Below are 25,499 nucleotides of genomic sequence, written 5' to 3'. Positions count from 1 at the left end.
GGCGAAGACCAAACCCGGGCGCAGGATCTTCTGCCCGGACATATTTAATATCCCATGAAAATGATAAATATCGGCATCAATGGATTTGGTCGTATAGGCCGCACCTTATTTCGTCTACTACAAGGCCATCCAAGTATTAGGGTTACCGCAATAAATGACCTAGCGGATCCAATTACCCTTGCTCATTTATTGAAATACGACAGTATCCATGGAACTTTCAGTAAAGAGATTGAAGCCCGGGGAAACCTCTTACTGGTGAACGGGCAGGAAATTCTTATGACCCAGCATGACCACCCGGAAAAAATAAACTGGACCACAGCTGCAGTAGATTTGGTTGTAGAAGCCACGGGAAAGTTTAAAGCTAAAAGTGATCTAAACAATCACCTGACTAATGGGGCAAAGAAAGTTATTCTGGCGGTGCCCCCGGAAAGCGATGACATCAAAATGATTGTATATGGGGTAAATCACAAAACGCTGACTGCCAAAGATCACATTATCTCAAATGCCTCTTGTACCACCAATAACGCAGCACCTATGATCAAAGTCATCGATGATCACTGGGGAGTAGAACAGGCTTATATTACCACGGTACATTCCTTTACTTCAGATCAGAGCCTTCACGATCGGCCACATCGCGATCTGAGAAGGGCAAGAGCGGCTACACAATCGATCATCCCGACTACAACAGGCGCGGCCAAAGCTTTAACGCGTATTTTTCCCAATCTCGCAGAAGTTATTGGCGGTTGTGGGATCAGGGTTCCGGTTCCTAATGGCTCTCTGACCGACATCACACTAAACGTTAAAAAAGATACCAGCATTGAGGAAATTAATGATACTTTTGAGAGATTGGCGGCAAATGAACTAAAAAACGTACTTTTTTATACGAAAGACCCTATAGTTTCTATAGATATAAACAATAGTTGCTATTCCTGTACGTTTGATTCTATGATGACATCTGTACTGGGTAAAATGGTAAAAGTTATAGGATGGTACGATAATGAAACCGGATATAGCAGCAGGATCATCGATGTAATTCAATTTTTAGAGAGTAAAGAATATATTTGATCGATCTTAGACCATATAAACGACGCTTAGGCTTTCTGGTACTCTTTGTACTGGCTACCTTTCTTATGCCCATATGGTCACAGGACAACGCCTCTGTTGAAGCCACTCTTTCCGAATACTTTGAGGAATACACTGCTTATAAAAACCAGGATCAACTTGATATGGCCTTTGATGTGCTCGATAAGGCACAGCAATTTGCAGAATCTTCCCTGAACGAAAAAGGAATGATTGGCACCTACAATCGTTTTGCACTGCTGAATTTGTTAAGGGGAGACAGAGAAAAGGCCGAATTTTACCTGGCAAGAGCCAATCGTATGCTGGAAAGTTACCTGTCTTATCCCTCAGGGGAAGGGTTTTCTAAGTTTGTGGAAGCTAAACTACTCTTTAGTTCAGATCTCAATTTCAGAGCTTTACAAGAGCTTATTGATGCTAAAAAGCTCAGCAATGACAGAAACCTCTTAAACAATATGGTTTTGTTAGAGGGGATGATATATATGAGGATCCAGGATTATGAAAAAGCCTCAATAAGTTTTAATGCCCTCCTGGTAAACACAGATCCTATAGAAAAGAACTTCCTCACTACCAAAGCACACCTGGGTCTGGCTCAACTTTACCTGCAAACCGAGGATTTTAAAGAGAGTATCAAGAATAGTATAAATGCCCTTGAGCTGGCTCAGCGCAATAATTTTAAGACCGAATTTCTGCAAGCCAACGAATATCTTGCCCAGGCCTATGAAAAAGATGCGCAGTACAAGCTGGCACTTCAATACAAAGAGAACATTGTTAAAATCAAGGATTCAATTTTTACCATAGATAAATTAAAGGCTGAAACCAACAAAGCCGATAAGTTGGCTATGGAAGATGCCAAGGCTGTTATTACAAGACAGGATGAACGGATTGAGGAACTCAGTGAATCGGCCAACCGATCTGAGATTACCGCTATACTCACATCGGCCTTTTTAACTATTATTTCACTCCTTGCTGTTTCCCTGTATCGCAATAACCAGATCAAACTCAAGACCAACGATTTGCTGCAAACCAAGAACAGGGAATTGCAGGCCGCAAGGGATGCTGCTGTACAGGCTATGGAGGCTAAAACAAATTTCCTGTCAACGGTGAGTCACGAGTTACGTACGCCGCTCTACGCCGTTACCGGATTAACACATTTACTACTGGAAGAAAACCCCCCGGATCATCAGAAAGAACATCTCAAATCTCTTAAATTTTCAGGGGATTATCTCCTGAATTTTATCAATGACATCCTCCAGATCAATAAAATTGATGCTGATAAACTGGAACCAGCAAGCATAGAATTCTATCTGAAAAAGATTATCAGTGAGGTGATAGATTCGCTGCAACAAAGTGCCAAGGAAAAGAATACCAAGATCATTCTCGAATACGATGACAATATACCCCAGCATCTGATGAGTGACCCTTTAAAACTCTCTCAGATCCTGATCAATCTAATAGGAAATTCCATAAAGTTCACTAAAAACGGAGAAGTTCGGGTTATAGTCAAGTTGCTTAAAAAGGAAGAAGAAAATGTCACTGTCTATTTTGAAGTAAGAGATAACGGTATCGGTATCAGCAAAGAACAGCAGCAAAGTATTTTTGACAGTTTTGAACAGGGATCTATTCAAATCAACAGGGAATACGGAGGAACGGGCCTTGGACTTACTATCGTAAAAAGTCTTCTGGGACTCTTCGACAGTCAGATCGAACTGAAAAGTGAAATAGGAAAGGGCAGTTCTTTCTTTTTCGAACTGGAACTTAAAGCAAAAGATAGTGTCGTGGATGATGTGCCATTTGAACTGGAACAGAAGGAGTACGATCTCAATGGCCTCCATGTCCTTGTGGTTGAGGACAACAAAATCAACCAGGTAATTACCAAGAAAATGCTGGCTAAGCGAGGTATTGGCTGCGATATTGCCGAAAATGGCATGGAAGCCATCGACAAGGCCAACAAAAACCAGTATGACGGTATTTTAATGGACATCCACATGCCCGGAATAAGCGGGGTTGAAGCTACCATCGAAATCAGGAAATTTGATCGCCAAACCTCGATCATAGCATTAACGGCCATTTCTTTAGACGATAGTCTGGAATCTTTTTATGCAGCCGGATGTAATGACGTAGTAACAAAGCCTTTTAAACCGGAAGTGTTCTATCAGAAAATCGGAGAGAACTTTGTGGACGCCAAGCAGAAAAAATCTGCCTCATAATGTATTCAATATACTTAGAAACTTCTCTTTTCCATCATTCAGAAATTGATGTTGTACGGGTAAATAATAGGCCCCGGACACCTTCCCTCCCATCCTGGTAAAATCTTTTTCTGTAGTCAGTACAAAGGGCACATTGTTAAATTCCACAATCTCCTTTTCAGTAAAATAGTGATGATCTGGAAAATTTCTATGTTTGAATTGAATCCCTTTTTGCCTGAGGTAGTTTAGCAGTGGTTCAGGATTGGCGATGGCCGTAACCAGTAAAACCTCCTCCAAAGCAATACTACTCAGTAAGCGGGAATCGTTTTTCCCAATAACCTGATCATTGTATGCCAGACTTGAAAATAATACCATTTGAGCGGGATCGGGATTAAGGCTGCTGATGATTTTATGCTGTTCGTCCTTATCCAGTTCAACAGGGCATTTGGTTACAATGATAATCTTTGCCCTTTTAGACTGATTCTTGTGATCCCTCAGATTTCCGGTAGGGAGATACCAGTCTTCTGAATACAATTGGGAATAGGCTGTGAGAAGGACATATAAGCTTGCCTTTACCTTTCGATGCTGAAAGGCATCATCGAGCAGTATAAGTTCAGGAGAATACCGCATTTCCAGATTGGCTATACCCCTTTGCCTGTTTCGATCTACAGCGACAATCGCTTTTGGAAATTTCATTGCAATCTGCAAGGGCTCATCCCCTGCTTCTTCAGGAGCTGACCCCGGTTCAACGATTAAAAATCCTTTGGATTCTCTTTTGTAACCCCGGCTCAGCACTGCGCATTTTTTGTTTTGATGAAGCTGTCTTAGCACCCATTCTATCATGGGAGTTTTCCCGGTTCCTCCTGTGCTGAGATTACCAATACAAACCGTTGGTGTGCGGTAGCTTTTCGACCTGCATACCCCTATATCGTAGCACAGATTACGTACATAAACTACCATGGCATAAAGCAGGGAAAAAGGAAAGGCTATTTTTCTCAGGAGTTGCATCGGAACGAAAATATAATATTTTATCTTTGAAGCTTGGTTATTTAAGCATGATTGTACAAGAAGTTGCGGATATTCTGGAAGAGCTGGCCCCCTTGAGCCTTGCGGAGGATTTTGATAATGTCGGACTGTTAGTGGGAGACCCCCAGAGGGAAGTAAGTGGTATACTGGTTACCCTGGACACCCTTGAGAACGTAATTGATGAAGCCATTGACCGGAAATACAACCTTATTGTTAGCTTCCACCCCATTATTTTTTCGGGACTAAAAAAAATCACGGGTAGAACTTATGTCGAAAGAGTGGTATCCAAGGCCATTGAACATAAGATCAATATTTATAGCATACATACAGCCCTCGACAATGTCTCCAGGGGTGTCAATGGTAAAATTTGTGAAGTTCTCGGGATTGAGAGCCCCAGTATCCTCCTCCCCAAATCAGGAGGTATTAAAAAATTGAGTACCTATATTCCAAAAAAAGCTACGGAAGAAGTAAAAGAAGCCTTATTCGCTGCTGGAGGCGGCGCCATTGGAAACTACAGTCACTGTAGTTTCTCAATTGAGGGGAAAGGCAGTTTTAAACCGGAGGAAGGGGCACAGCCTACCCAGGGAAAACAGGGAAAAATTGAGATAACAGAAGAATTCCAGCTCAACATGACGTTCCCTGCACGTTTGGAGAAAAAAATAATCCGGGCTTTGTTTGAAAGTCATCCCTACGAGGAAGTTGCTTATGAAGTAATTATATTAGACAATACAAACCAGTTGGAGGGAATGGGGATGATCGGACTGCTGGCTGCACCTATGCCGGAAAGGGAATTTCTCTCTATGGTAAAGAAGAAAATGAAAGTGGAATCCATCCGACATTCAGCACTGTTAAATAAACCAGTTCGGCGAGTGGCCGTTCTGGGTGGAAGTGGCGCATTTGCAATTTCAGCTGCAAAGGCTGCAGGCGCTGATATTTTTCTCACTGCAGACCTGAAATACCATCAGTTTTTTGAGGCTGAGGGAGCCATTGTCCTGGCGGATATAGGGCACTACGAATCAGAACAATACACAAAAAATCTTCTAGTAGATTATCTTACAAAAAAAATCCCTAATTTTGCAATCGCTTTATCAGAAAGCAAAACCAATCCCATTAAGTATTTTTAATATATGGCAGCAAAGAAAGAAGCTACAGTAGAGGATAAATTAAGGGCTCTTTACGATCTTCAACTCATCGATTCAAGAGTAGACGAAATTCGCAATGTAAGGGGGGAGTTACCCCTGGAAGTGGAGGATCTGGAAGACGAAGTACTGGGACTAAAAACCAGGATGGATAAGCTAAAAACAGATCTTGAGACCATTAATTACGAGATAACTGCTAAGAAAAATCTTATTGACGAGGCAAAGGTTCTTATTAAAAAGTATGCTGAACAGCAGAAAAACGTAAGAAATAGCCGCGAATTCAATTCTTTGGCCAAGGAAGTTGAATACCAGGAACTGGAAATCCAGTTGGCTGAGAAAAACATCAAGGAATTTAAGGCACAGATCGAGCAAAAGAAGGAAGTAATCGCTGATACTAAAGAAAAGCTGGCAGAACGCGAAGCGCACCTCAAGCATAAAAAAAGTGAACTGGATGCAATCCTTGCGGAAACTGAAAAAGAAGAGAAGGCTCTGCTGGAGCAATCTGGAAAATTTGAGAAGCAGATCGAAGAGCGACTGGTAAAAGCTTATAAACGAATCCGCACCAACGTTAAAAATGGCCTGGCAGTTGTTCCTATTGAAAGAGGAGCTTCCGGAGGATCATTTTTTACAATCCCACCGCAGGTGCAGGTAGAAATCGCATCGAGAAAAAAAATCATCACTGATGAACACAGTGGACGTATCTTGGTTGATCCTGTCCTCGCTGAAGAAGAGCAGCAAAAAATGCATAAAATGTTTGACAAGATTTAATTATTCTCACCCTATTAAATCACAAGCCATCCTTCGGGATGGCTTTTTTTATACATTTGATTCAGAATGAGTGAGGTATGCGGAAATTCAGTCTTTTATTGAGTTTTATTTTATTGATCAACTATACTATGATTTCCCAGGATCTAAATGCTTACCGTTGGAAAAATCGGATTCTCCTTTTATGTGATTCAGGCGAAGGGCTTGAAAAGACCAAAGCTCAGCTCCAATTGTTTAGTTCCTATCAGAAGGAGTTGGAAGAACGTGATCTAATTATTCTGATTTACGATGGCAACACTGTCAAAGACAAGAAATTCAGAACGGTTTCAGGAGTTTCCAAAAATGAAATCGAATTTGAACAAGAAGGCGTATTCCTTATTGGAAAAGACGGGGGAGTTAAACTCGAATCCGGATTTTACGCTGATCCTATTGCTATTTTTGATTTGATAGACAGCATGCCCATGAGGCGTGGGGAAATGAGAAAAAAGAACAATCCGTAATTCTTTTATCCCTTTTTGCTGAGGAGCTGAAGCATTCTATCCTCCACCTCTTTACTTTGCCATTCCTTTTCAATATCAGGTATTTTCATGACTTCCTGCATGATGGCTTCCTGAAAATCTCCAATAGCCAGTGCCTCAGCATAGGACCTGTCAGAGAAAGTCACCCTCGAATACGTGGGTTCCCATAAGTCGGGATGTCTCTCAGCAAACCACTTCTCGATCTTCTTTTGTAAGAGAAATGAGGGGTCGGCGGTCTTACTACTCATCTCGATAAAATTACGGTAACTCAACTCGGCGATAGCATCTGCGTTGGGTTTTCTTTGTTTTTGAAAGGTCTGGAAAATAGTCTCCCAGTCATCTCCAAATTGCTTTATGATCTTATTAAGGGAATAGATATCTTCAAACCCGGCATTCATTCCCTGGCCATAAAACGGGACTATAGCATGGGCAGAATCCCCTACAAGCGCTACCTTATCCCAGTATGTCCAGGGATAACATTTCATAGTTACCATGGCACTGGTGGGGTTTTTAAAGAAATCCCGGGTCAGATTCTCTATGTCCTGCATTACATTCGGAAAATAGGTGGTAAAAAATTCCTTGGCCTCCTTTTTAGTTGTGATCTTTTCAAAAGACACCTCTCCTTCGAAAGGGAGAAAGAGGGTGCAGGTAAAACTCCCGTCGAGATTGGGCATTGCGATAAACATAAATTTTCCTCTGGGCCAGATGTGAAATGAATGCTTGTCGAGTTTATGAGATCCGTCCTTGTTAGGGGGAATAGTAAGTTCCTTGTATCCTACCTCGAGGAAATGCTGCGAATAGTCAAACCGGCTCCTTCTTTGCATTTTATGCCGAACTCTTGAAAATGCCCCGTCACAGCCAAAAATGATATCGAATTTGTATTCCTGCCACTCACTTTTTTCGGAATCGCCGGTGTAAAGGGTAGCAGTGGGCAGGTCAACATCCCACACTTTCTCGTTAAATTTAAATTTGGTCCCCGCCTCCTCGGCCAGATCGATCATCCTTCTGTTTAATACACCTCTTGAAATTGACCAGATGGCCTCTCCTTCTTTCCCGTATTTCTGAAAATACTGGGGTTTCCCCAAAACGTGCATCGCCCTTTTCTCGAGCGGTATGGCAATTTTCTTTATCTCCTCCTCCAGGGAAACTTCCTTCAGGGCGTTCCACCCACGATCACTCATGGCAAGATTGATGGATCGACCAGAAAATTCTACAGTCCTGATATCGGGTCTTCTATCAAAAACAGTGATGCTGTGTCCTAAACGACGTAGGTAGATCGCCAAAAGAGAACCCACTAATCCTGATCCTACAATCGCAATGTTCTTGGGGCTTTGAGCCATAAATTTTCAGCTAGACCAATTAAAGATGATAAAAGTAAGAAATTATCATCAGAGCGCTTCTTCTGATTTTATTATACCCTTAACGCCATTATGTTTAACTTTTAGATATTTTTGTTAAACATTTGATAATATGACACATATTGATCTCGAACGTATTGATAAACTCGATTCGCGATTCAGAGCGAATTTTATAAACAGTCTTACAGGCTACAAGTCGTGCAACCTTATTGGAACTCGTTCCGAAAAGGGGGAATCGAATCTTGCGATCTTTAGTTCACTGGTGCATATTGGCAGCTCGCCAGCACTTTTGGGATTTGTTCTTCGTCCCCTGACGGTGCGCCGGGATACATTTGAAAATATTAAACAAACAGGGCAATTCACCGTAAATCAGGTCGCTTCTGATTTCCTAAATCAAGCTCACCAAACTGCAGCAAAATACAAGCAGCAAGCGTCAGAGTTCAAAGAAGTGGGGTTAAACGAACAATATCTAGATGGTTTTACAGCCCCCTATGTGGCGGAAAGCAAAATCAAAATTGGATGCAGCTATAAAAACCATTACCTCCTGGAAGAAAATGATTGTATCCTGGTGATCGGGGCGATTGAGCATATTTATTTTCCTGATCATATTCAGGACTCTGACGGTTTTCTAGAATTGGATAAAATCAACTCCGTAGCAGCCATGGGCCAGGACGGATATGCCCTACCTAACTTTTTAGGCCGGTTGTCATATGCAAGGCCGGAATCTAAACCGCATTTTATCAAAAATGGCGCATAAGAAACTTAGTCTCCCCGAAAAAGTCTGTGTCCGATGTGGCCGCCCCTTTAGCTGGAGGAAGAAATGGAAAAGAGACTGGGCAGAAGTAAGGTATTGCAGTGAGAGATGTCGCAGAAATAATCGTAAACTAAAAAAATGAAATCATTAGTCTGGTTCAGAAACGATCTGCGTGTCGCAGATAACTCTTCCCTGCAAAAGGCTTGCCAGGGCGACAGTGTTATAGCAGTATATTGCATAGACCCTGCCCTTTTTGAAACAGGTCCATATGGTTTCAGGAAGATGGAGAAATACCGGGCGAAATTCCTTCTTCAAACCCTGGGGGACCTCAAAAAAAACCTGGCTTTACTCAATATCAGTTTATTGATCTACCCCCGGAAAGCAAAAGACGTAATTCCGGATCTGATAAAGAAATACGAAGTAGACCATGTCTGTTTGCAAAAAGAATGGACCAGGGACGAGTTAAAAGAGCTATCAGAAGTAAGGGAAAAATGCTCAGAGAATATTGAATTTATTGAGACCTATGATCAATTTCTCTTCCATCCGGAGGATATTCCCTTTAAGAATATATCAGATCTCCCCGATATCTTTACCCAATTCAGAAAGCAATGTGAAAAATACGCAAGGGTTAGGGAGTGTCTAGACATACCAGAGGCCAAAGGTCCCGAAAATATACTCACTGAATCCACCCCCATTCCCGAATTAAAAGATCTGGGTTTCTCCCCTTTTGAGCCTCATCCACATACTGCTTTTCCATTTCAGGGGGGTGAAAATACAGCCCTTGCACGAATAGAAGAATATTTTTGGGAGACCAAAAAACTGGCTTACTACAAAAAAACAAGAAATGGCTTGCTGGGTAAAGATTACAGTTCAAAACTTTCCCCCTGGCTTGCGAATGGAAGTATATCGGCAAGGACGATCTACCGGGAAGTCAAAAGATTTGAAAAGGAAATTAAAAAGAATCAGGATACCTACTGGCTCATCTTTGAGTTGATCTGGAGGGATTATTTTAAATATGTTTCCTTAAAATACGGAGACTCTATATTTCAGCTTGGAGGTATCCTGAAGAAGGATTATTCCTGGAACAACTCCGAGACCGCCAGAACATCCTGGATTAATGGTACTACCAGTGAGCCTTTTGTAAATGCCAATATGATTGAATTGGCAAAAACAGGATGGATGAGTAACCGTGGGAGGCAAAACGTTGCTTCATTCTGGGCAAAGGAACTGAAACAGGACTGGAGGATAGGCGCTTCCTATTTTGAAGCCATGCTGATCGATTACGACGTTCACAGCAACTGGGGCAACTGGATGTACAACAGTGGGGTAGGTAACGATCCCAGAGATAGAAAATTCAATATACCGAGACAGGCAGGAATGTACGACCCTCAGGGTAAATTCCAGAATCGCTGGTTGCAGCCGAGCCTGTTTTAAAAGACAAGTAACAGATGAAAAAATTACGTCTAATATTAGGAGACCAACTAAATCTTCAACATCCATGGTTTGAGGAGGTGGACCCCGATTGTATATACCTCATGGCCGAAATGAGGCAGGAAACCGACTATGTTACGCACCATATTCAGAAAATAGTTGCCTTTTTCTCTGCTATGCGAAATTTTTCAGCCTCCCTGAAAGAGCAGGGCCATAAAGTGATCTATTTGAAAATCAATGATGAGGAAAATGCACAGGACCTGAATGAACTCATCCATAAATACATCGACAAACTAAAGGCAGATAAATTTGAGTACCAGTTACCCGATGAATACCGCCTCGATCAGCAATTGAAAGAAATTACGACTTCCCTTGACATTAGCAATGATTATTCTGATACTCATCATTTTCTAACCAGCAGGGATACCCTAGAGGAGTTTTTTGAGGGAAAGAAACAACTGGTCATGGAATCCTTCTATCGCATGATGCGAAAAAAGTACAATATCATGATGCAGGATGGGGAACCCGAAGGTGGAAAATGGAACTACGACCAGAGCAACCGAAAAAAATGGAAAGGTAGTCCGGCCATTCCCCCTGAGTACGATCTCCGTAAAGACGTGCGAAAAATAATTACAGAAATAGAGAAGGCAGGGATCAAAACCATAGGGAAGATAGATCCTCAGGCATTTAACTGGCCTACATCGAGAAAAGAAAGTCTGGAAGTGCTGAATTATTTTGCCGAGAATTTATTACAGCATTTTGGAGACTACCAGGATGCACTTCACACCGAAGAGAGATTCCTGTTTCATTCTCGTATATCCTTTGCCATGAATAGTAAAATGATCTCTCCAAAAGAGGTGATTGATAGGGTTCTTGAGGAATACCGAAAGAAAAAGACAGAGATTGATATTAGTCAGGTAGAGGGATTTGTCCGTCAGATTCTTGGCTGGCGCGAATTTATGAGGGGCGTATATTGGAGGGAAATGCCTGATTACAAATCAAAAAACGCTCTTGACAACCAAAATAAACTCCCGGATTTCTACTGGACCGGGGATACCAAAATGAATTGTTTAAGCCATTCGATAAACCAGAGTCTGGAAGAGGCTTATGCGCATCATATCCAACGCCTGATGATCACGGGAAACTACGCCCTGCTCACCCAGACCCACCCCGACGAGGTGGATGCATGGTATCTGGGAGTATATATCGATGCGATTGAATGGGTGGAGATCACAAATACCCGGGGAATGAGTCAGTTTGCGGATGGGGGAATTGTAGCCACCAAACCTTATGTAAGTAGTGCTAATTACATCAATAAAATGGGAAATTATTGTGCCGGATGTACCTATGACCACAAGAAGAAAACAGGGGATAATGCCTGCCCTTTCAATGCTTTGTACTGGAATTTTCTGGATGCCAAAAAAGAATCATTTAAAGACAATCCCCGAATGGGAATGATGCTTAATTTGCTATCAAAGAAGGAGGAGGAAGAAATGGAAGAAATAAGAGCCAGGGCCAGGCAGATCATTGAAAATCCCGATCAGTTTTAATCAATATTTGAAGAAATATCATCCAAACTAATCGTTTTAATCGTAAATACTATACCATCCGCCAGTGGCGTCCATATAAAATAAAAGTCCGGTGTACTCTTACACCGGACTTTTTTCTTATCAACTATTGGAGCCTTATTTCATAATTCCATCTACAATGCCGTATTCCACAGATTCTTCGGCACCCATCCAGTAATCACGATTAAAATCTTTCATGATTTTTTCAAAGGTTTGTCCGCAGTTTTCAGCAAGAATCTTAGCCCCCAATTCTTTGGTTTTAATGATTTCCTTGGCCTGAATTTCGATATTTGAAGCCTGTCCTCTAGCTCCACCACTGGGCTGATGGATCATCACCCTTGCGTGCGGCTGTATAAATCGTCTTCCTTTCTTTCCTACAGATAATAGTATAGAACCCATAGATGCCGCCAGACCGGTACAAATTGTAGAAACCGGGCTTTTCAAAGATTTTATGGTGTCGTAAATTGCGAATCCGGAGGTGACATATCCTCCCGGACTATTGATATAAAGCTGAATTTCCTTGTTATTCTGCATATCCAGATACAGCAATCTGTCAATAACATGCTTGGCTGAATCATCATCAACCATACCCCATAGAAAAACTTTTCTCTCCTGCAGTAATTTGTCGTCAATTGCTTCCTGTACCTTTCCCTTTTTAGCACCCATAATCACATTTTATTTGACTTCAAAGGTACACATTTACCCCAAGTTTTACCAAGTGAGTTTGCTTCAAAAAATAGGCTTATCAACCCTCTAATTATCAGTAATTTATAACAGCTGCAATTAAACTTCGATTTTAACATATGGATCAAAATGTGCATTTCATCGGATTTCTTGTAAAGCGACAATAACTTATATCGAAATCCTTAGTACCGTACGAACCATAATAATTTAAATTCAACCTTGTAATTTCAGAAAATTCTAAAACAAGGATCAAACCCTTATCTTTGAAAAAAAATACTATGATCAAGAATTTACTCCCTCTGGCTTCCCTTCTGCTTTTTCTTGTAGCCTGTAAAACAGAGAAGAAAATCGAAATTGTTAAGGAAGAAAACATATTGGAAAAAGTAGCCAAGGCTCATGGTATTGAGAACTGGAACAAAATTCAACAGATCCGCTTTACTTTTAATGTTGACCGGGATACCATGCATTTTGAACGCAAATGGACCTGGAATACGAAAACTCAGGAGGTGCGTGGAATTTCCAGGGGAGATACCATTCTCTACAACAGAAAAGCTGTGGATAGTCTTTCTGCAAGGGCCGACGCCGCCTTTATAAATGACAAGTATTGGCTTCTTGCCCCGATCAACATACTGTGGGATAAGGACAATCTAACTTATACCTACGAGGAAAGATCCCTTGCCCCTATCAGCAAGGATTCCTTGCCTAAGCTTACTGTCGTTTATGGAAATGATGGAGGATATACGCCCGGAGATGCCTATGATTTTTACTTAAGTGAGGATCACCTCGTAAAGGAGTGGAATTTCCGAAAGGGAAATAGCGATGACCCCACGAGTTCTGCTACCTGGGAAGGATACGAAGAGGTAGACGGCCTTAAAATTTCTACAATGCACAAAAATGCAGAAGGAAACTTTTCCTTGTATTTCACAGATGTTGAGATCTTAAAATAAGCTCAACTCTGTTTTACCCGGCTACGCCTAAGAAGAACAGTTGTACCCAGTACCAGGATTACACATCCCAGCAAGACTGTAAAACTCGTGTTGAGGGAAAATTGTTCCGCCAGAAATCCCAGGATCACAGGTCCGACTAAAAATCCTGAATATCCGGTTCCGGCAATAAAGGCAACCCCCTGAGAAGACTCTACCCCTTTTACATTTCCCCCGATTCTGAAGAGTTCAGGAATAATCACCGAAAATCCGAGTCCGGTTAAGGCAAATCCTGCTATAGCCAGATAGGTACTGGCTAAGAGCACGAATAAATATCCTAAAATGGCTATGGATGCACCTAGTGCCACGATCTTAACTGAACCTATACGCGCACTGATAGCATCTCCCAGAAATCGACCCAGGGTCATTGTGATCTGAAATCCGAGAAAACCTGCTCCCCATAAAGTTTCTGGTGCCAGCGTTACTTCTTTGAGAAACAAGCCACTCCAGTCTACTATAGCACCTTCACTTCCCATAACTACAAAAGAGACAATTCCGAGAAGCAAAAGAGGTTTAAAATTCTTTAGCTTAAAAGGTTCTTTTTCAATCGGTGCTGCTTTTATATGCCGGTAGCGTTTATGAAAAACGAGATTGATTGATAAGACAAGGAGAATTGCCGCCAGCATATGCAGCATCCTGCTTTCAAATACAAGGATTAAAAAGCTACCCAGCCCTGCCAAAACACCCCCGAGGCTAAAGAAGCCATGAGATGCAGACATAAATTTTTGCTGGTCTTCCTTTTCGATTTCCGTAACCAGCGTATTCATGGATATATCGAGAAAGCCATTGGCCGATCCAAAAAAGAACAGGGCAAGGGCCAGGGTGATAAAACTATTGGCCATCAGGGGAAACAAAGCAGTAAAGCACAACAATAAGATTCCGATCCAGGTCGCCCTTCCCACCCCCAGAAAATTCACGATTCGCGACGCTACAGGGAACACCATGAAAACCCCCAGAGAAAGAAAGAACAAGGCAATTCCCAAGGTCGCCTTATCGATTCCCAAATCCTCTTTTACAACAGGTATATAAATGGCCCAGGTACCGAATAGAATGTTCAGGCTGGCGAAGGCCCAGGCCGGGCCAAAATATCTGGGATTTGTTAAGATGAGTCGGAGCGACCTCATAGGTGTAAAAGTATTAAAGAGGCCTTCTTTTTAGGACTCCTCGATTCCTTGCTTGAGAATCTGTCCAAAATGATACATATCTTCAAAAGAACAGTAAAAGGGTGCGGGGGCCAGACGGATAACATTGGGCTCCCTCCAGTCTGTGATCACACCATTTTTCATAAGGTAATCGAAAAGCGACCTGCCTTCTCCGTGTAAAAATACTGAAAGCTGAGTACCTCGGGCCTTTGGTGTAATGATTTCAAAGGAGCTGTCTACTTCCTTATCAATTTCACCAAGGATAAATTCAAGATAGGTAACTATTTTATTTCTTTTTTCAATCAGTGCCTGCATTCCAACCTCTTCAAACATTTCAAGGGAAGCCAGGTACGGGGCAAGGGCAAGAACAGGGGCGTTACTGATTTGCCAGGCATCGGCGTTATCCATTGGATCGAATTCCGGTTGCATCAGGAATCGCGTTTCTTTCTTAGTTCCCCACCAGCCTTCAAATCGTGGAATATCAGTACGGCCGTGATAGCGTTCATTGATAAAAACACCAGAGGCATTTCCGGGGCCACTGTTCATATATTTATAACTACACCAGGCCGCAAAATCAGCACCCCAGTCGTGCAATTTTAGTTCCACATTTCCAACAGCATGTGCAAGATCCCATCCTACAAATGCTCCTGCCGCTTTCCCTGCCAGTGTTATGGCTTCCATGTCGAATACCTGCCCGTTGTAGTAATTCACTCCTCCGAGGAGGACGAGGGCAAGTTCATCTCCAACTTCTTCAATTTTTGCCAGTACATCTTCTGTACGCCAGAAGTGTTCGCCTTCCCGCTTCTTCACTTCCACAAGGGTGTCGGAGGTGTCAAGACCGTGAAATTTTATCTGACTCTGGAACATGTACTGATCAGAAGGAAATGCTTTTTCTTCACAAAGGATCTTGTATCGTTTTTGTGTAGGTCGGTAAAAAGTAACCATCAATAGATGCAGGTTAACCGTGAGTGTATTCATTACCGAAATCTCAGAAGCTTTAGCTCCAACAACTTTGGCAAGTGGTGCTGCCAGCCTTTCATGGTAATCCCACCAGGATTTTTCTGCATGAAAATGACCTTCCACAGCAAGTTCCCGCCAGTCTTTCATAATTTCCTCTACAAAGGCTGAAGTTCTTATGGGTTGCAGCCCTAGGGAATTTCCCGTAAAATAGATGACATCCTTCCCATTTACTTTTGGAAAATGGAATTGATCCCGGTAAACCGCCAATGAATCCTGCGCATCGAGTTGTTGAGCAAAGGAAAGCGTATTCTGAAATGTCATAGACTTCTTTTTCTCAAAAATACAACAACACTTATGAATCAGCTATTCTCATAAAGAATTCGTGCTAATGTGAAGGCAGTCGCATCTCCACTATATGCTTCTTAAAACCAGCTTTGGCGTAGGCCTTTAAAGCCGGGATATTATCCTCATAAACTGTAAGACGAATTTCATTCAAGTTGTTTTGATAAGCCCAGGCCTTTAGCTCCTCTATTATCAAATGGTTGATACCCTTTCCCCTGTACTCGGGAAGGGTATACATAAATCCTAAATATGCGTAATTTTCATGATCGAGATAATTCCTGGCAGGGCGACTTAAAGCATATCCTGAACTCACAATAGTACCTTTGTCTTCTGCAACCACTACCTTAACCTCCTTGCTCTCAATATAGCTTTGCAGGTCGTAGTAATGGATTTTTCCATCTCGGATGGTAGGGTCGAAGGGTCGTTCGGCCTCAATCAGTTCTTCTTCAAATTGCAAAAGAACAGGCAGGTCATCTAAAACAGCGTCACGAATCAGGATTTCTTTCATATCAGGGTATGTTTAACCGCCATCAAAGTAGCCCAAAAAGCCTATTTTTACAAAAAGAATGGCATGCATTTTTTATCAGACAGCCTGCAACAATATCTCACAGATCATACAGAAAATGAACCGGAATACCTGGCTGCTTTAAGCAGAGAAACCCATATGAAAGTGCTACAACCAAGAATGATCACCGGGCACTACCAGGGCAGGGTACTCAGTATGTTATCCAAAATAATAATGCCTCAGCGCATTCTGGAAATAGGTACTTACACGGGGTATTCCGCTCTTTGTCTTGCAGAAGGCCTCCCGCATACCGGCGAATTGCACACCATAGACATCAATGAAGAACTGGTGGATATTCAAAGGAAGTATTTTGATCGATCGGGCTACAGTAATCAGATCAAACAACACACCGGAAACGCCCTGGAAATTATTCCCCAACTGCAAATGGATTTCGACCTGGTCTTTATCGATGCAGAAAAAAAAGAGTACAAGCGTTATCTTGAGGTAGTTCTGCCAAAGACGAGACCCGGAAGTATTATCCTTTCAGACAATGTATTGTGGTCCGGGAAGGTCGTAGAACCCCTCGATCCTTCTGATAAAGCGACCAAAGCTTTATTAGACTATAATAAAATGTTGAAGGAAGACCCCAGAATAGAAACTGTAATGCTCCCCGTCAGGGATGGCTTAACCCTAAGTAGGGTACGAGGATCTTAGTAAAAATGCGGTAAAAAATAAATGCCATCAGCAAACCGACCAGCGCCCCTGCGATCAGGTCCAGGGGATAATGTACCCCTACATAAATTCTGCTCATGGAAAACAAGAAGGGCCAAAGGTAAAAGACCCATACCCAGGAGAGCTTGGAACGGAGAAAAAGAACTACCAGGGTTGCGATCGCGAATGAGTTGGCGGCATGACCTGAGAAAAAGCTGTAGTCCTCCGGTCTGAACAGGATACGTACAAGTCCGCTGAGTTCTTCAGTATTATTCGGCCTGAGGCGTCCTACATATTCCTTGGTGATGTACATCAGGGCCATCACAAAACCAAAAAGCAGGAGGGTCATCAGTATCATGGCCAGGGCGTCTTTCCCTTTAAAATGGCGTAGAAATAAAATAAAAAAGAGGATTATCAGGGGGATCCAGGTGGTAGTTTGGGTTACCAGTGACCAGAACCAGTCGTATTCTTCAATGCCAAGGCTATTGAGGTAGATGAATGCATTGCGATCCCATTGTAACAACCTCTCCCACATCCGGTCCTTTACTTTCTTTTGATGGTTCCGGAGACGTCTTCGATATTCTTCTTCACCTGATTCATCTCCTTTTTAATGTCATCAGTAATACTAGTATCGATCCCTTGTTTTTCGGCACTTTTCTGAATCTCCTGTTTGATATCTTCGGTTGCATCTTTCAATTGACGCATACCTTTCCCCAGTCCCTTGGCAATTCCCGGGATTTTGTCTGCGCCAAAAACCATTACCACGATAAACATGATAAAGAAAATTTCAGCGCCGCTGATAAATAAGACCAGGATCAAATTCATAGTACAAATATAATCAAGTTTGAGCCCTTTTATAAAATAAAACGATCCCGAACATAATTGTCGGGATCGTAATACTTACAACAGATTTGTTTTAGTCGCCTTTTATCCCCTCCTTAAACTGGTTAAATTCTGAAGGTGCTTCTTTTTTGGGCCAGCTGTTGTTTGTGACATCAATATCTGCAGTCTCGGCCCGTGGGTCTACTGTAATGGCCACAATTTCGGTTTGTGAAGCAATGACACGCCTGAACTCGGCATCATTTTTACGCCAGATCTCCGGTGGGTAGGTAACCTGTTCTGAACTTCCATCCGAATAAGTGTACTCCACGATCAAAGGCATTGGGATACCTCCTGGTTTGTCAAAGGTTACTTCGTAAAAATACTTGGGTTCTTTTACCCTTGCTCTTTCTTCTGCCGTGAGGTTGTCCATCATGAATTCTTTTAGGGAAGATGAAACTTCACTCGGTGCTTTGCCAACCATTGTCGGGTCTATTTCATCAGTATCTTCCTCCGCGAGATACACCAGAGGCGGAAAGTCTGATTCCGTCAGGTTTCTCGATGCCATATATTCCTGCATTTGCTTTCCGGGCTTATCACTGACCACAAATTTCTTTACCCCTTTTACTCCGATATCGACAAAATCAGTCGTATAAAACCAGCTTCTCCAGAACCAATCCAGGTCTACTGCTGAAGCATCTTCCATGGTGCGGAAGAAATCTTCCGGCGTGGGGTGCTTAAACATCCAGCGCTGTGCATATGTTTTAAAAGCGTGATCGAATAATTCCCTTCCCATCACGGTTTCCCTGAGAATATTCAGGGCGGTTGCCGGTTTGGCATAGGCGTTAGGCCCCAGTTTAAAAACGTTTTCCGGATTAGACATGATAGGCGCTATCGTAGTTTGGTCCCCGCTCATATAAGGCACGATCTTGGACGGATCTCCCCTTCTGGAAGGATATTTCTTGTTTGGGGCTATAACTTCCGGAAAGGCCTCCCCGAATTCCTGTTCTGCCAGATATTGCATGAATGTATCAAGTCCTTCATCCATCCATCCCCATTGACGTTCATCTGAATTTACAATCATAGGAAAAAAGTTATGACCTACTTCATGGATGATCACACTAATCATCCCGTATTTTGTCCTGTCTGAATAGGTCCCATCTTCATTAGGCCGACCGTAATTCCAGCATATCATGGGGTATTCCATCCCCTGGTTTTTAGCGTGTACGGAAATGGCTTTGTGGTAAGGATAATCAAACGTATGGGCCGAATAGGACTTCAGCGTACTGGCAACTGCCTTGGTAGACAATTCTTCCCAAAGCGGATTTCCTTCCTTGGGATAAAGTGAAACCGCCATGACATCCTTATTGCCAATTTTTACCGCCTGCATGTCCCAGATAAATTTACGGGAAGTGGCAAATCCGTAATCTCTGACATTTTCAGCCCTGAATTTCCAGGTCTTTTTCTTTTCTGAAAAACCCTTTTCAGCTGCTTCTGCTTCTTCCTGAGTTACAATCAGCACCGGTTTATCATAGGATTTTTTTGCCTGCTCATAACGATTTATCATCTCCTTACTGAAGACTTCCTTTCGGTTAAGCAACTTACCTGTGGCATCGAGGATGTGGTCTGACGGCACAGTAATATTCACATCGTAATTCCCGAAAGGAAGTGCAAATTCGCCACTCCCCCAGAACTGGTGGTTCTGCCAGCCTTCCACATCGCTGTAAACTGCCATACGGGGAAAGAACTGGGCGATCACATAGGCTCTGTTTCCGTCTTTTTCAAAATACTCATACCCTGATCGCGCCCTGTCTACAGTATGGTCTGGTATGTTATACCACCATTTTACCGAAAAAGATACTTTCTCTCCAGATTTCAGCGCTTCGGGTAAATCTACTCGCATCATGGTCTGGTTAATGGTATAAGGAAGTGGATTGCCGTTGCTATCTTTTACAAATTCTATATTAAACCCTCCGTCAAAATCTTCCTTGAGATATGTCTTTGAAAACGATTCTGTGGTATAAGCCGCTTTTAGGCTGCTTGAATTTCTAAGTGGAGATTTAGAATCTCTGGATCTGACGTTTTGGTCGAGTTGCAGCCAAAGGAATTCCAGAGCTTCGGGAGCATTGTTGTGATAGGTTATGGTTTCTTCCCCATATAATCTTGCATTCTTATCATCAAGCTCGATGTCCATCTTATAATCAGCCTGTTGCTGATAATAATCAGGCCCGGGAGTACCGGAAGCAGATCTGTACATATTCGGCGTTGCAAACTCCTGGTACATCTGCCTGAATTTACTTTCATTGAGGTGGCCAGGATCTCTTTCATAAATCTTCTCTTCCTGGGCAAACAAGACAGTCGCAACAAGAACAAGGACTGCCGTAGCATAATTTTTTATCTGATCCATATAATTAATTGTGATTTTATTTTCCGGCGCGGAAAATAGGATTTTTCAGGGAGAATTAACCTCGACTTTTTAAAAATTTAACATTCCCACATTGCTTTCCCTGATCAGTACATAACTCTTTTTTCTATCCCCTATTCTGAAATGAAGGATATTCTTCTGTTCTTCAAAGACATCCATCAACAGTTCGTTTTGAATTTCAATAGATTTCAGTTTGTCCAAAGAAAAACCCGGAATCTCAAGAAAGAGGATCATAAGATCACTGTCAGTCTTTTTTCCCAGATATTTGTATTCTACCTGAGTTCCGTTAATACGAACCACGAATTTTGCCTTGAGATACCTTTCTACAATGCGATCGGCTTCCTGTATCTCCTTTGGGGTCGCTAAAAATGTTTGAACATCATATCTTTCAACGAGAGCCTTTTCCAGATCGTCAATAAAAACCCGACTCGTAATTTGGATAGCTTCGTCCTGTGCGTAATATTCAACCTGGGTTACACTGACATAGAATTTATGAACGCCAATGGCGATAAACAGCGGTATGATAAAGAGGTAAAGTCCTTTCAAGATTGTTTGTCTAAAGTTTCACTTGTTTTAAGAGCAATTCCTGTGCCAGGCATGCTCATTCGAGCTGATTATTTTCTCTGTAGGTTTTGCTTTTCAACCTTAGGAGGTTTAAGATCGCTATATGATCGTCCGTGGCGACAATAGAATCGAACTTCTCATCCACTTCACAATAGTACATAAAATCGTCAATACGCTCGGCGGGAATTCCCAGCCGCTTTACAAAAATACTGTCGGGATAATAATTTCTAACCTGCTCTGTAAGCAAGTATTTTTTATCTCTCGCCACTCTTTTTTTGAGCATTTTTGTTCGTCCCGTGATCATATTGATCAAAGGATTAAAAGGAACCGCAGTGAGCATACCTATTTGAAAAGGTCCCATGGAGGCTTCTTTGAGAAGACGTTCGCTTTGCATCAGGGGCTTTACATAGGCATTGGGCAAACCAAGGGTTGATGCGGTTACCACCTGCTCTGTTTTCATCCCATTCATATCCCTTATCAAATCACCTGTCAGGTTATATGGGCGTACCACCACCTCATCGAGTTCATTTACAAATTCTTCAAGGGTTACATAGACGAAACTACTTTCTAAAATAGAGGTTGAAATGACCAGGCTCTTTCTTTGATATTGTACGGCTGAGAAAAGAAGTGTATCCCCCATGGTGACGGAGATGGTAAACCTTCCATTCTGGTCAGAAATCGTTGCTTCCCCGGCCGTTATATTCATGATATGCACATCGGGTACTCCCTTCCCTTCAAATCTGGTTTGTCCTTCCAATTGAAAATTGAAGTAAGACTGTCCGCTCAGCAGGGAACAGCAAAAAAGAAAAACAGGGAAAAGGTAATTATTCTTCCACATCGAGTCCCTTTCTGAATTCCTTACTTTGGTTGACCAGAAATTCGATCAGTTGAAATTCATTGTCCTTCCTGAGAAGAGATTGGGCAGGAAGTTTGCTGTCGCAATACAGCAGGAATGCATCGATCTTGTCCTGAGGTAGCTGAAGATCGAGTACAAAAAAATCATCGTCATAGACCTGCCGAAGTACTTCACTAACCTTTAACGGAGTTCTTGCTGCATCCGCATTGTCATTAGAAGACAGGAACAAGGCCTTAAAGATATTCTTGAAATTAAGTCCGTCCTGCATCCCCCTTACCGTGGGATCCAGAGCGATATTCTGCACCTCTGCGGTGGCGTCGGTTTCATAAGCGTACTGCTTGAATTCCTCATTTTGCAACTGCAGGAATTTTTTCTGATTTTCCGGGCTTACGGTAACCTCGTCGAGTTCGGTCACTTTTTCGTTGACCTCTACCACCAGACGGTTTTTCTTTAAAATATCGGCTGTTACTTTTAAAATCTCGATCTGGTAGTTGATGGCGGTAAAAACCAATTCGTCTCCTTCTGCAACATAGATCAGAAACTCACCTTTATTATTGGTGATCGTCGCTTTTTCGGTAGTTGTATTGATAACGTTTTCATTAGGTACCGGTACATTCCGGTAGATCACCTGCCCCCGTAAAGGTCTGCGATCATCGGTTTGAGAAAAGCCAAAGGAGAGAAAAAAGAGTGCAGGTAAAAGAATTAACAGTTGTTTCATATGTGGCATCAGTGCATAGAGCACCCAGTTGAATTATAATTGAGACCGAAATCCCTTGAGTGGATAAAGAAAAAATAAGTTCGACTTATAAAAAAATAATGTGTCATAAAACTTATGTTAAAAAGTACTATTCCTTTTATCCGTAACCAGGGTATTATTCAAGAAATTACGAAATTTTAGGGAAATAATTGCTTTATAATCGATACATGGTGATTTACCCATTAATTATGTATTTCGGGGTGTATCTTTAGTCCGATTCCGATATAATCCTACTTTTGTAATTGCCATCTTTCTGATGTAAATTTTTGATGATGAAACGAAGAATTTTACTGAGCTTACTATTCATGGTCCTGTCTGCCGGACTTTATTCACAGATTAAGATCGGTGACAATCCACAAAATTTGGATCCTTCTTCTGTCCTAGAGCTGGAAAGCTCTAACCGGGTATTTGTCATAACGCGTATCAGCACAGCTGAAATGAATGCTATTACTCCCTTGCCCGGGGCCATGGTTTACAACACAGATGAACAGTGCCTCTTTTATTATGAAGGTATAGAATGGATCAATCTCTGTGATGCGCTCAGGCTCACCTTTACGGCAGACCCTATTGTCAACGATTACAGCACGATTGCAATCACAGAAAGTGCGGATAATGTCAATTTTGAAGTACTCGAAATACGGGGACAAAACATTGTCGATTTTACGATAACCAGTGTTGATATTCAAAACAATGCCATTACTTCATCAAAACTTGCGCCCGATTCTGTAGGGAACGAGGAATTACAGGACAATACAATCACCGATGACGAAATGGATTACTCACAGGTCACTTTGAGTGACTTCACCAATGACGCAGGGTATATTACCAGTGCGGCTATAGTAAGTGGAGATGCAGGGAATTCCATCATCCCCGGTAGCGATAACGGGGCATTTTTAGACCTCACCCCTGTACAGACCGCTTTAAACGATCTGGATGTAGCGGTCACGACCATCTCCTTAGTGGATAATGGGGATGGGACCTATAGCTTTTCCGATTCGATGGGAAATATTCAGTTAATAACTACCAACGGACTAACAATTACCAATACGGTGGCCGGTAACCTTATCGCAACAGTTACTTTATCAGACGGCAGTAGTACGAATATCAACGAAACTATTACCAGCCTTACTGACGCTGGCGACGGTTTTATTACCTATACCAGGGAAGATGGAACCCAGGAAACTGTAGCCAAGTCTGATATGGCAGACAATGGAGATGGGACTTATACCTTTACCAATAATGATGGTACTGATGTAATTCTTAATACCAACGGACTTACCATAACTAATACGGTACCCGGTAATTTAATTGCAACACTTACCCTTGCAGACGGAAGTAGTACTTCTGTAAATGAAACCATAACGGCCCTTACAGATAATGGCGACGGTCTTATCACTTTTACCAAGGAAAATGGTGCTCAGGATACAGTGGCCAAATCCGATATCACTGATAACCTTGATGGTACCTATACATTTACGAATAATGACGGATCTGACGTAATCTTATCTACTAATGGTTTAACTGTGACCAATACTATAGCTGGAAATTTGATTGCCACTCTTACTCTGGCTGATGGCAGCAGTACAAATATCAATGAGACCGTTACCAGTATCATTGATAATTCAGACGGATTTGTCACCTTTATAAAAGAAGATGGCACTCAGGATACTGTGGCCAAGGCGGATATCACGGATAACCTTGACGGCACCTATACATTTACCAACAATGATGGAGTGGACGTAACCATTACAACCAATGGCCTGGTTGTTACCAATACGGTGGCCGGAAATTTGATTGCCACCCTCACACAGGCCGATGGAAGTAATACGGATATCAATGAGACCATTACAGCTTTAGTTGACAACGGAGATGGATTTGTCACTTTCACCAAAGAAGACGGCACTCAGGATACTGTGGCCAAGGCCGATATCACTGATAATACCGATGGTACTTACACCTTTACCAACAACGATGGTGTGGATGTTATTCTCGATTTCAATGCAGCTGCTCTGCCTTTTGATAATACAATTCTCGGCAATCTGGCCGCTACTGATGTGCAGGCCGCGATTGATGAAGTAAGTACAGCTGTAGCCGGGGGGTCTGATGATCAAAATATCTCAGGTTCCGTACTAATTGGAACAGACCTTACCATCGGTATTGAAAATGGTACAAATGAAATAGTGGACCTTTCCAGTTTAGTTGATGATGCAGATGCAGATCCTACAAATGAATACAATACAGCTTTAGCCATGAATGCAGGAGCCCTTGAAATAACAGATATCGGGGCTACACTTTCAGAAAGCTTAATTAGTACAGATGCAAATAATGACCTGCTTTTTGGGGTAGATGGCCGACTTTACGTAAATGTAGATGCTGCAGCGAGCGGGGAGACCAATACTACTATTCTGGACAATGGAGATGGCACTTTTACCTACACGAATGAACTTGGGGCCGCAGAAATAATTTCAAAAGCGGATCTCATAGATAATGCCGATGGCACTTACACATTTACTAATAATGATGGGAGTGACGAAACCATCGACACCCGGGCAGCCAGCAATCCATATGATAATACGATTACTGGACTTCTCATTGCCTCAGATGTGCAGGGTGCTTTGGATGAATTGGCTGCGGGGAGCGACAGTCAGGATATCAGCACGGATAATAGTCCAGGTAATATTTCTATACAAAATGGAAGTACCCTCACATTGAACGTGGACGATGCAGATTCTGATCCTACGAATGAATTACAGACTTTATCCCAGGCAGGAAATAATGTAACCCTATCTGACGGAGGAGGTACAATTTCTGTGGCCGACAACGATAATGACCCCACCAATGAAAATCAAACCGTTTCAGCAGGTACAGCCATCACGGTGAATCAGGTGGGACAAAATTTTGAAGTTGTCAACACAGCACCGGATCA

Annotated in this window: 24 protein-coding genes; 12 read left to right on the top strand and 12 right to left on the bottom strand. The window is 42.2% G+C overall.

The genetic code is table 11. From position 1 onward, the window contains the following. The first annotated feature begins 54 nt into the window (after positions 1 to 54). Both gap and AB8P51_RS02345 read left to right on the top strand, forming a co-directional pair. Positions 55 to 1,065 carry a type I glyceraldehyde-3-phosphate dehydrogenase gene (gap, locus tag AB8P51_RS02350; protein WP_369747162.1) on the top strand — a complete coding sequence of 337 codons (1,011 nt, stop codon included), beginning with the start codon at positions 55 to 57 and terminating at the stop codon, positions 1,063 to 1,065. Then, positions 1,062 to 3,287 carry an ATP-binding protein gene (locus AB8P51_RS02345; protein ID WP_369747161.1) on the top strand — a complete coding sequence of 742 codons (2,226 nt, stop codon included), beginning with the start codon at positions 1,062 to 1,064 and terminating at the stop codon, positions 3,285 to 3,287. Before gap ends, AB8P51_RS02345 begins: the two co-directional genes overlap by 4 nt. On the opposite strand, the gene lpxK is transcribed toward AB8P51_RS02345, so the two are convergent. Then, entirely contained in the window at positions 3,282 to 4,274 is a 993-nt protein-coding gene (gene lpxK, locus AB8P51_RS02340; RefSeq protein WP_369747160.1) for a tetraacyldisaccharide 4'-kinase, read from the bottom strand. The two genes, AB8P51_RS02345 and lpxK, sit on opposite strands and share 6 nt — an antisense overlap. Positions 4,275 to 4,321: 47 nt before the next feature. Here lpxK and AB8P51_RS02335 point away from each other — a divergent pair, with 47 nt between their 5' ends. From AB8P51_RS02335 to AB8P51_RS02325, 3 genes are all read left to right on the top strand, one after another. After that, positions 4,322 to 5,416, top strand: coding sequence for a Nif3-like dinuclear metal center hexameric protein (locus tag AB8P51_RS02335; RefSeq protein WP_369747159.1), 1,095 nt, complete (start codon positions 4,322 to 4,324; stop codon positions 5,414 to 5,416). 3 nt (positions 5,417 to 5,419) lie between these two features. Further along, positions 5,420 to 6,199, top strand: a complete 780-nt coding sequence (locus tag AB8P51_RS02330) for a zinc ribbon domain-containing protein (RefSeq protein ID WP_369747158.1) — start codon at positions 5,420 to 5,422, stop codon at positions 6,197 to 6,199. A 77-nt stretch (positions 6,200 to 6,276) separates the two neighbouring features. Continuing rightward, a complete protein-coding gene (locus tag AB8P51_RS02325) occupies positions 6,277 to 6,696 on the top strand; it encodes a DUF4174 domain-containing protein (RefSeq protein WP_369747157.1) in 420 nt (139 codons plus the stop codon). Positions 6,697 to 6,701: 5 nt separating this feature from the next. Here the strand turns inward: AB8P51_RS02325 and AB8P51_RS02320 are convergent, their stop codons facing one another. Next, positions 6,702 to 8,054 carry an FAD-dependent oxidoreductase gene (locus tag AB8P51_RS02320; protein WP_369747156.1) on the bottom strand — a complete coding sequence of 451 codons (1,353 nt, stop codon included), beginning with the start codon at positions 8,052 to 8,054 and terminating at the stop codon, positions 6,702 to 6,704. A gap of 130 nt (positions 8,055 to 8,184) precedes the next feature. On the opposite strand from AB8P51_RS02320, the gene AB8P51_RS02315 reads away from it, so the two are divergent. From AB8P51_RS02315 to AB8P51_RS02300, 4 genes are read left to right on the top strand one after another with little or no spacing between them, the layout of a single operon-like run. Next, positions 8,185 to 8,829: a flavin reductase family protein gene (locus tag AB8P51_RS02315; protein ID WP_369747155.1), complete on the top strand. Its 645-nt coding sequence runs from the start codon at positions 8,185 to 8,187 to the stop codon at positions 8,827 to 8,829. Next, complete coding sequence (locus AB8P51_RS02310) at positions 8,783 to 8,968, top strand: DUF2256 domain-containing protein (RefSeq protein WP_369747154.1); 186 nt, start codon at positions 8,783 to 8,785, stop codon at positions 8,966 to 8,968. Before AB8P51_RS02315 ends, AB8P51_RS02310 begins: the two co-directional genes overlap by 47 nt. Next, positions 8,965 to 10,260, top strand: a complete 1,296-nt coding sequence (locus tag AB8P51_RS02305) for a DASH family cryptochrome (RefSeq protein WP_369747153.1) — start codon at positions 8,965 to 8,967, stop codon at positions 10,258 to 10,260. The genes AB8P51_RS02310 and AB8P51_RS02305 overlap by 4 nt, the downstream gene beginning before the upstream one ends. Positions 10,261 to 10,274: 14 nt before the next feature. After that, on the top strand, positions 10,275 to 11,807 hold the full coding sequence (locus tag AB8P51_RS02300) for a cryptochrome/photolyase family protein (RefSeq protein ID WP_369747152.1): 1,533 nt from the start codon (positions 10,275 to 10,277) through the stop codon (positions 11,805 to 11,807). A 135-nt stretch (positions 11,808 to 11,942) separates the two neighbouring features. Here the strand turns inward: AB8P51_RS02300 and AB8P51_RS02295 are convergent, their stop codons facing one another. Further along, a complete protein-coding gene (locus tag AB8P51_RS02295; RefSeq protein WP_369747151.1) occupies positions 11,943 to 12,491 on the bottom strand; it encodes a ClpP family protease in 549 nt (182 codons plus the stop codon). 296 nt (positions 12,492 to 12,787) lie between these two features. On the opposite strand from AB8P51_RS02295, the gene AB8P51_RS02290 reads away from it, so the two are divergent. Then, positions 12,788 to 13,456 (top strand): hypothetical protein, encoded by a 669-nt coding sequence (locus tag AB8P51_RS02290; RefSeq protein ID WP_369747150.1) that lies wholly within the window; start codon positions 12,788 to 12,790, stop codon positions 13,454 to 13,456. A gap of 2 nt (positions 13,457 to 13,458) precedes the next feature. Here AB8P51_RS02290 and AB8P51_RS02285 read toward each other — a convergent pair whose 3' ends face one another. The 3 genes from AB8P51_RS02285 to AB8P51_RS02275 form a co-directional block, all read right to left on the bottom strand. Continuing rightward, positions 13,459 to 14,616: an MFS transporter gene (locus AB8P51_RS02285; RefSeq protein ID WP_369747149.1), complete on the bottom strand. Its 1,158-nt coding sequence runs from the start codon at positions 14,614 to 14,616 to the stop codon at positions 13,459 to 13,461. A 30-nt stretch (positions 14,617 to 14,646) separates the two neighbouring features. Beyond that, positions 14,647 to 15,915, bottom strand: a complete 1,269-nt coding sequence (gene kynU / locus AB8P51_RS02280; protein ID WP_369747148.1) for a kynureninase — start codon at positions 15,913 to 15,915, stop codon at positions 14,647 to 14,649. A 64-nt stretch (positions 15,916 to 15,979) separates the two neighbouring features. Continuing rightward, entirely contained in the window at positions 15,980 to 16,444 is a 465-nt protein-coding gene (locus AB8P51_RS02275; protein ID WP_369747147.1) for an N-acetyltransferase family protein, read from the bottom strand. A 63-nt stretch (positions 16,445 to 16,507) separates the two neighbouring features. Between AB8P51_RS02275 and AB8P51_RS02270 the strand changes: the two genes are divergently transcribed. Continuing rightward, positions 16,508 to 17,155, top strand: coding sequence for an O-methyltransferase (locus tag AB8P51_RS02270; RefSeq protein WP_369747146.1), 648 nt, complete (start codon positions 16,508 to 16,510; stop codon positions 17,153 to 17,155). On the opposite strand, the gene AB8P51_RS02265 is transcribed toward AB8P51_RS02270, so the two are convergent. The 6 genes from AB8P51_RS02265 to AB8P51_RS02240 form a co-directional block, all read right to left on the bottom strand. Next, a complete protein-coding gene (locus tag AB8P51_RS02265) occupies positions 17,115 to 17,687 on the bottom strand; it encodes a phosphatase PAP2 family protein (RefSeq protein ID WP_369747145.1) in 573 nt (190 codons plus the stop codon). The two genes, AB8P51_RS02270 and AB8P51_RS02265, sit on opposite strands and share 41 nt — an antisense overlap. 8 nt (positions 17,688 to 17,695) lie before the next feature. Then, entirely contained in the window at positions 17,696 to 17,977 is a 282-nt protein-coding gene (locus tag AB8P51_RS02260) for a twin-arginine translocase TatA/TatE family subunit (RefSeq protein ID WP_369747144.1), read from the bottom strand. Positions 17,978 to 18,068: 91 nt separating this feature from the next. Beyond that, positions 18,069 to 20,378 (bottom strand): M1 family metallopeptidase, encoded by a 2,310-nt coding sequence (locus AB8P51_RS02255; RefSeq protein ID WP_369747143.1) that lies wholly within the window; start codon positions 20,376 to 20,378, stop codon positions 18,069 to 18,071. Positions 20,379 to 20,447: 69 nt separating this feature from the next. Continuing rightward, a complete protein-coding gene (locus AB8P51_RS02250) occupies positions 20,448 to 20,942 on the bottom strand; it encodes a DUF6702 family protein (protein ID WP_369747142.1) in 495 nt (164 codons plus the stop codon). A 55-nt stretch (positions 20,943 to 20,997) separates the two neighbouring features. Continuing rightward, a complete protein-coding gene (locus AB8P51_RS02245; RefSeq protein ID WP_369747141.1) occupies positions 20,998 to 21,798 on the bottom strand; it encodes a carboxypeptidase-like regulatory domain-containing protein in 801 nt (266 codons plus the stop codon). Continuing rightward, the gene (locus AB8P51_RS02240; RefSeq protein WP_369747140.1) at positions 21,785 to 22,534 is read right to left on the bottom strand and encodes a carboxypeptidase-like regulatory domain-containing protein; all 750 of its coding nucleotides are present in this window, start codon (positions 22,532 to 22,534) and stop codon (positions 21,785 to 21,787) included. Before AB8P51_RS02240 ends, AB8P51_RS02245 begins: the two co-directional genes overlap by 14 nt. A gap of 311 nt (positions 22,535 to 22,845) precedes the next feature. On the opposite strand from AB8P51_RS02240, the gene AB8P51_RS02235 reads away from it, so the two are divergent. After that, positions 22,846 to 25,499 (top strand): beta strand repeat-containing protein (locus AB8P51_RS02235; protein ID WP_369747139.1); only part of this gene is annotated, 2,654 nt, incomplete at its 3' end.

Origin of the sequence: Muriicola sp. SD30, assembly GCF_041205185.1 — a bacterium.
Taxonomy (GTDB): domain Bacteria; phylum Bacteroidota; class Bacteroidia; order Flavobacteriales; family Flavobacteriaceae; genus Muriicola.
The sequence above is the reverse complement of the archived record's forward strand: the minus strand, read 5'-3'. Positions and strand labels throughout refer to the sequence as shown.